The 6895-nt window shown below is 40.2% G+C and carries 6 protein-coding genes; 5 read left to right on the top strand and 1 reads right to left on the bottom strand.

Translation table 11 applies throughout. The annotated features are described in order from the left end of the window. Positions 1-141: 141 nt before the first annotated feature. Together WCM76_16515 and WCM76_16520 are read left to right on the top strand one after the other, a co-directional pair. Positions 142-1086 (top strand): glycosyltransferase family 2 protein, encoded by a 945-nt coding sequence (locus WCM76_16515; protein MEI6767235.1) that lies wholly within the window; start codon positions 142-144, stop codon positions 1084-1086. Next, positions 1083-2501, top strand: a complete 1419-nt coding sequence (locus WCM76_16520; GenBank protein MEI6767236.1) for a hypothetical protein — start codon at positions 1083-1085, stop codon at positions 2499-2501. Before WCM76_16515 ends, WCM76_16520 begins: the two co-directional genes overlap by 4 nt. On the opposite strand, the gene WCM76_16525 is transcribed toward WCM76_16520, so the two are convergent. After that, positions 2502-4022 (bottom strand): hypothetical protein, encoded by a 1521-nt coding sequence (locus WCM76_16525; GenBank protein ID MEI6767237.1) that lies wholly within the window; start codon positions 4020-4022, stop codon positions 2502-2504. Positions 4023-4258: 236 nt separating this feature from the next. Here WCM76_16525 and WCM76_16530 point away from each other — a divergent pair, with 236 nt between their 5' ends. The 3 genes from WCM76_16530 to WCM76_16540 all read left to right on the top strand — a co-directional run. Next, positions 4259-5470 carry a hypothetical protein gene (locus WCM76_16530; GenBank protein ID MEI6767238.1) on the top strand — a complete coding sequence of 404 codons (1212 nt, stop codon included), beginning with the start codon at positions 4259-4261 and terminating at the stop codon, positions 5468-5470. A 237-nt stretch (positions 5471-5707) separates the two neighbouring features. Further along, a complete protein-coding gene (locus WCM76_16535) occupies positions 5708-6481 on the top strand; it encodes a hypothetical protein (protein MEI6767239.1) in 774 nt (257 codons plus the stop codon). Then, positions 6456-6895, top strand: a 440-nt coding sequence (locus WCM76_16540) for a hypothetical protein (GenBank protein MEI6767240.1), incomplete at its 3' end; no start/stop codon positions are given. The genes WCM76_16535 and WCM76_16540, both read left to right, overlap by 26 nt.

Genomic DNA, 6895 nt, shown 5'->3' on the forward strand with positions numbered 1-6895 from the left:
GCCGACCAGTATTTTACCAAAGAGTTCGGCAAAATGTACCTGATGCGGTAAAAATTTGAATTTGAAAAATTAGGTTAACTTTACATTTGAAATTGCAGGCCGCATCCGCAAAGATATTATCATCATTTTAAACAGGCAGCATTGACAGAAATCAGCATAGTCGTTCCGGTATTCAACAGCAGTATGGTATTACCAGAGCTGAACAGCAGGGTAATTGAATGCCTTGCCGGTATTGATTATGAATTGATACTGGTGAACGATTGCAGCCATGATAATTCATGGGAAGTGATGCGTAATCTTGCCGCCGATAATAATAGAATTACGGCTATTAATCTGAGGAAAAACAGCGGACAGGATAATGCGATTCTGGCAGGCTTGCGACATGCATCAGGGAACTATGTTGTTATCATGGACGATGACCTGCAGCATGCACCTGCCGATATAATTACGCTTCATGAAAAATGTAAAGAAGGTTTTGATGTAGTGTATGCCGGTTTTGCCGGAAAAAAGCAAGCGTTGTACAAACAGGCCGGAAGCCGCGCCAATGGTACAATGGCGTCTGTGCTTCTATCAAAACCCGGCGGTATTTATCTTTCTCCTTTTAAAATAATAAGAAAAGGAGTGGCTGCTGAAATTGCTTTATTTGCCGGACCGTATCCATATATTGACGGCATCATTCTTACCATTACCAATAATATTGGTCAGATTGCCGTTGCGCACCATGAGCGTTTTGCCGGAAAGAGTAATTATTCGCTCAATAAGTCGGCATCAGTTATGTTCAGGCTGTTTACCGGCTTTTCAATATTGCCGCTGCGCATTGCAACTATTCTTGGTCTGGCCATTTCACTCGCGGGTTTCGGACTGGCCGTTTATTATCTGTGCGAATATTTTTTTACGAATCATATTGTGGAAGGCTGGATTACGCTCGTAGTGCTGATTATCTTTTTTGGCGGTCTTACCATCATGCTGCTCGGGCTGCTTGGTGAATACCTTGGCAGAATCTACCTCACACTCAACCGCAAACCCCAGTACAGCATCAGCAGTATTATTCAGCATCGTTCCGCATCAAAAGAAGAATCGAAGTGAAGCCGCAGATAAAAAACGGCAACACTATCTGGCTGTTGTGCTGCTTTTCTTTTGTTTTCCTGCTTACTTTCTGCAGCCTGAATATTCCATTTTTTTGGGACAGTGTTACTTTTTCAAAAATTGCCGGGCTGTTTTATTCGAATGGATTCAATGGATTTATTGTTCCCGAAACAAGCGATACCGGAGGATTTCCGCTGTATGGGGCGTATATTGCCGCAGGCTGGATGTTGTTCGGAAAAAGTCTTGCTGTAAGTCACCTGCTGTTTCTCCCGTTTTTAGTAGGCGTGGTATGGGAGTTTTATAAGCTGTGTAAGCGCTTTCTGCCTGAAGCATATATTCCCGTGGCATTGGTGTTTCTGTGTGCAGAACCCTGCTTTGTAACTCAGGGAATGCTGATGGCTTACGATGTTATTCTGCTGTATTTGTTGCTACTGGCAACGAATTGCCTGCTGAACGGCAAATACATAGTATATAGTGTGTCGCTGATTTTTATTGGGTTGATTTCCGTCAGAGGGCTGATGGCACTCCCTGCTCTGGCAATCGTTCACGGAATACTTATCTTTTATTTTAAAGAACGAAGATTTACTTACGCCGATATCCTTGTTTACCTTCCGGTAATAGCGGTTTTTATTGTATGGATATTATGGCACAAACAGCAAACGGGCTGGTACTTTCTTTCTCCTATGCTCGAAGGTACCGACCAAAAATTGGTTGGTGCCGCCATGATGTTCCGGCAATTCATTTATGTACTTTGGAAGATTGCTGATTTCGGAAGGGTTTTTATCTGGCTTACAATTCCGCTACTGGCATTTTTATTCCGCAAACAGCTCCGCGGAAAGCCTGATTTTAAATTACTGCTGATATTTCTGTTGTTACCCTTACTCGTCAATATGCTGTTCATGGTGCCGATATCAAATCCTGTAGGGCAGCGTTACTTCATGTTTACCTATATTATTCTGATTATTACAGTTACTTATATTATCCGGTTTATGCAAAAACGGATGTTTCGCATTGGTGTTATTATTGGTCTACTGGCAGCCATGATTTCCGGGAATATATGGCTGTGGCCCGAGAAATATGGAAACGGCTGGGACTGCTCACTCAAAGTACTGCCCTTTTTCAAGATAGAAAAACAAGCCCGCTTATTTGTTGTTTCGCATCAGATAAATCCCGTTGATATTGCAACGGATTTCCCGTTGCAGGCCGATGCCGTAAATACGTATTTGGCTGATAAATCATTTCATTATTCCGATAAAGGAACCGTGCCGCTACGTTCATTCAAGTACATTTTACACTCCAATATCAGCAATAAATTCAGCCCTGCCGAAATGTCTGAACTGGAGCAACAATGGAAAATAATTTTCTCGGCAAGCCAGTGGCCGGTATACCTTCGCATCTATAAAAATCCTGAATAATCAGTTATTTCCGCGATGAGGCAATTCAATCAGTGCCGATCTGGAAAATGGATACGCCTCTATTACCCGATATGCAATGCCCTCTTTTTTCATGCGGTCAAGAAAATATTGGTCAAAATAATAGTAGTCAATATAATCGTAGAGCATCTCATTCATATTAATGGGTGTTGAGATTTTATTTGTTTCAGCCATGCCATAATAGTTCGGATTTAACTCTTCACATCCTAATTTAAACTTCCAGTAACCGCCCAGCGATTGAATTCTGAGTTGCGATGCATTCAAGGTGTGCAGGTAATAGGTCGCAGAAATAATATGAATATCATCAACGCCAATAACTTTGTTTTCAACTACGGTATTCTTCAAATAAGTAAAGGCTTTTTTTGTTCCGCTGTCATAGCGCCACGAATAGGAATGAGTGAAATTCATGGTGAGAAAAAAGTGCACACACAATAGCAGTAACAACGAACAATGAATCCACTTCACCGATTTGAATTTCCATGCACCCCCGGGTTGAAAAAGTGCGAGTACTACCAACGGACAATACATGATGGCCGCCCGTTCCACCGGGTACAGCGTATGAAATACAAGATGCTGAATTATGGGCATAGCAATTCCGCATACCAGGAGAAACGATAAGGCAGTAGTAGTGGTCAACTGTCGTCGTTTTATAAATAGCATAACGCTTAACGCGGAAAAAATAAGCGCAGTCCAAAACACGCCAATGAATAAATATTTCGCGATGATTCTATACACGCTGAAGTACGCAAAGCACCTTGCCAGTGAACCAATTGTATTCGCTGCAATACTGACGTTTCCGCCAAAATAGAGTTCGCCATGGTCTTTCAGCCGGAACAGAATTTGAACCACCGGCGCTATAGCACATGCCGAAATTATGAGCAATATTATGGAATACCAAAGCTTCTGTTTAAGCAGATTACTGCTCATCCATAAAGTCAACAACAGTATGCCGACCAATGGAATGGTATAATTCAGCAAGGTGAAATTAGAGAGCAGCGCCAGCCATGCAAACAGAAGCGAGATGACGGCAGCATAGAATTTTTTACCATTCACATATTGCAATAGAAAATACAGACTCGGCAGCATAAATCCAAGGCTCAGTCCATAGCCTCTTGCCAGGCTGAAAAAATCCAACAAAAATGGGTTGCAGGTCAAGAGAATCAGCGCCGAAAATTTAAATGGCAGTTGTAAATTGCGATTGATTTTTACTGCAAATATGAGATACAACAAAAACGCAAGAACATTCGGCAGGCGAAGGGCAAATTCAGATCCACCAAATAGTTGGGAACAGAATTTCATCAGAAATAAATTCAGCAAATGGTAATTTGCCGATAATGAAATAGTGGCGAGTGAAAATGTTTCTAAATGCTCAAAAGAACTGATTTCATCTATCGTAAATGACAGAAAATACGCCCGCAGAGCAACGTACATAAAAAAACCTGCACTTACAATCAGGATGGCGCTTTTGTTGATTTTTCCCACATGTTGGGTAAACAAGTTCATTGGATTAATAATTTAGACTTAAAATGTGATAATTCAAATTCATGCGGGCACGCATTCATCCTGCAGAAGCAAATATAGAAAAATAACATCATAAACAAAAAGATATGTTTTGTGTCCCTATGTTGTTTTATATATAAACATTAACTCTAATAATAAAATAATTTAAAATAGTTGTATTGAGTCCCTTTTGTTTGTATCTTTCGCCACATAAAGGAGTTAAACCAAATCAACATACCATGAGAAAATTTATTTTTCTGTTTGTCGTTATTATTGCAGGTGCAAGCATAACGTTTGTTTCATGCAAGAAGCAAAAAAACAATGAGAACTCTAACGTCAGCGATATCCCTATGGGATTTGTCGGGGGCAGAGTGCTTGCTGTAAATGGCACTACACCTATTTCCAATGCTAACATTTTTGTAGATGCGGGTGGCGAAGTTTACTTTACCAATTCCGACAGAAACGGAAATTTCGTGCTTTCTGCACCTATAGGTGAGCAGGTTCTGAACATTCAGACAGGCAGTGGTAAAATATTCAGGTCGCAATACAATGTTACCATTAAAGAAGGACAAACCACCTTTGTTCCTGCGGGTACACTCAAACTGCTGCAGGTAACCAACCTTGCATACATTGCAGGTTACTGGGATAATATCCAGACGGTGGTTATCGACTCACTGGGTTACACCTGCGACGAGCTTACAGTAGCCGATCTGGCCGACGTCAATACACTGCTTAATTATGGCGGTTTGTTTCTGAACTGCGGCAAAAACGGTGACCTCGACAGTAATATGTATGAAAATCTGAAGACATTTGTTGAAAGTGGCGGAAGTATTTATGCCTCTGACTTTGCCGTGGAATACCTTACCGGCGACAATCACTTTAAAGGTAACGGACACATTCATGACGGGTTCCATCAAAAAAGCTGTACTTCTCTGGCTGGCGGTATTGTTCCCGATACATCGCTTTGCACCATGAAACAAGGCCCACAGTGCATAGTAAGTCAGGCACAGGTGGTCGCTCCCGACCTGCTGACGTATCTCGGCGTATCTAATTTTGATGTGGAATACGATCTGGCAAACTGGGAAGTGATTCAGGTGCTCACCTTCCCATGGGAAGTATTAGTTACCGATCCTGTTACATACGGTCCGCTGGCAATCAGAATGCAGGCCAATGGCAGAAATCTGGAAGTAAAATCGCTCAATACCACGCTCGACCAGAGTTGGGTTACCATTTGCCATATTCCTCCCGGAAATCCGGGCAACGCGCATACCATTACCATCAACAGCAATGCCCTTGCCGCACATCTGGCACACGGCGATTACCTGGGCGATTGCCTCAGCGGCGGAACTTCGGGCGGTACCATTTATTTCACCACCTTCCATAATAAAGTACAGGGAACGGTAAGTCAGGACGTACAGCACATGCTGGAGTATTTCATCCTGAATCTCTAATACCGGAATTATATAAAACGAAAGGCGGCGTCTGAACAGGCAGCCGCCTTTTTTCTATATACTAAAGTCATAAGTCGTAAGTCATGAGTCGAAAGGAAAAATACCTGCCGGCGCGCGTTTGTAACGCGTGCCCCGGAGTTTTGATTAATTTGTATTTCAAGGATTGTGTTACTATCAATGAATCCCATGTTTTGTTATTAATATGTTATATTTGTCCAATATGTTAATTCAAAATAAATGAAAAAAACTGCAACAATCATTTTAACAATGTTTATCCTGTTTATTGTCGCCTGTTCTACAACAGAGAATATTTATCAGGTAATAGAAACTAAATCAAATGATGTTAAGCTAAACAATGATGTTTATAGCTATTCAAATGAAGACCTGACAATATTTTATGATTTATGGGGCGAGGGAGGCGGTCTTAATATTAGGGTGTATAATAAAACACTAACTCCAATGAATCTTGATTTAGCAAGATGTCATTATATCAAAAACGGAGAGAGTATGGATTTCTATACAGGTTCTGAAAAAACTCAAACTGAAACCGGAGCACAAACAGTCCGCTCATCGCAGGTGCAAATTTCAACTCAAACTGAAAAATCAGTTAAATCAAAAGAGAAAGAAATTATTGAAATACCCCCATTGAGCTTTGTTAGGTTTAATAAATATGATATTTCAGGAAACCGTTACAAGGATTGTGTTTTAAGGGAGTATGAAAAAAACGCTCCTGCTTTTTTAACTTTCAATGATACTACAAGCCCTGTAAAGTTTAGGGTATATCTGACTTATAGCTTTTCCCCAACGTTTGAAAAAGTCAAAACCGTTGATAATTTGTTGTGGATATCAAAAATCACCAACATGTATGAGGTGGATTTTCAAGGTAAGGCTTCTAAAATCTATCCAAGACCAGAATGTAAGGATGATGATCCGATAGATGGATTTGAATATCCTTATTCCAAACAAAACTCTTTCTATTTCCAATATGAGATTACTACTTCATTATTTTAATTTGTTATTGTCCCCGAATTATGAAAACAACGATAAGAATTTTAATGCTTTTTGTTTTACCCGGTATTTGTTACTGGGTAAAATGCTGTTTTGGCAACGTATAAAATGTAGAAAGATGAACCGACTCACAATTTTTCCAATCAATAAATTAATACAGGTCACACTTTTTCTCTGTCTAATTACTTTTAATAACGATGCAATAGCGCAGGTGAAGAAAAATTCACCGCCTGATAGTTTAAATTCAATAATCCCAGGCAAATGGAATGAGTACAAGGGATATTACAATAGTTTTGAGTTGAATTTTGGATTTGGTTTGCACAAAACAGGTATTGGTGTCCCCGGTGCAATCACTTATAATAAAAAACACTATTGTCCGATAAAAATACAGAATATTATTTTGCAAACCGCAACAAA

This window comes from Bacteroidota bacterium (assembly GCA_037133915.1).
Lineage (GTDB): Bacteria > Bacteroidota > Bacteroidia > Bacteroidales > CAIWKO01 > JBAXND01.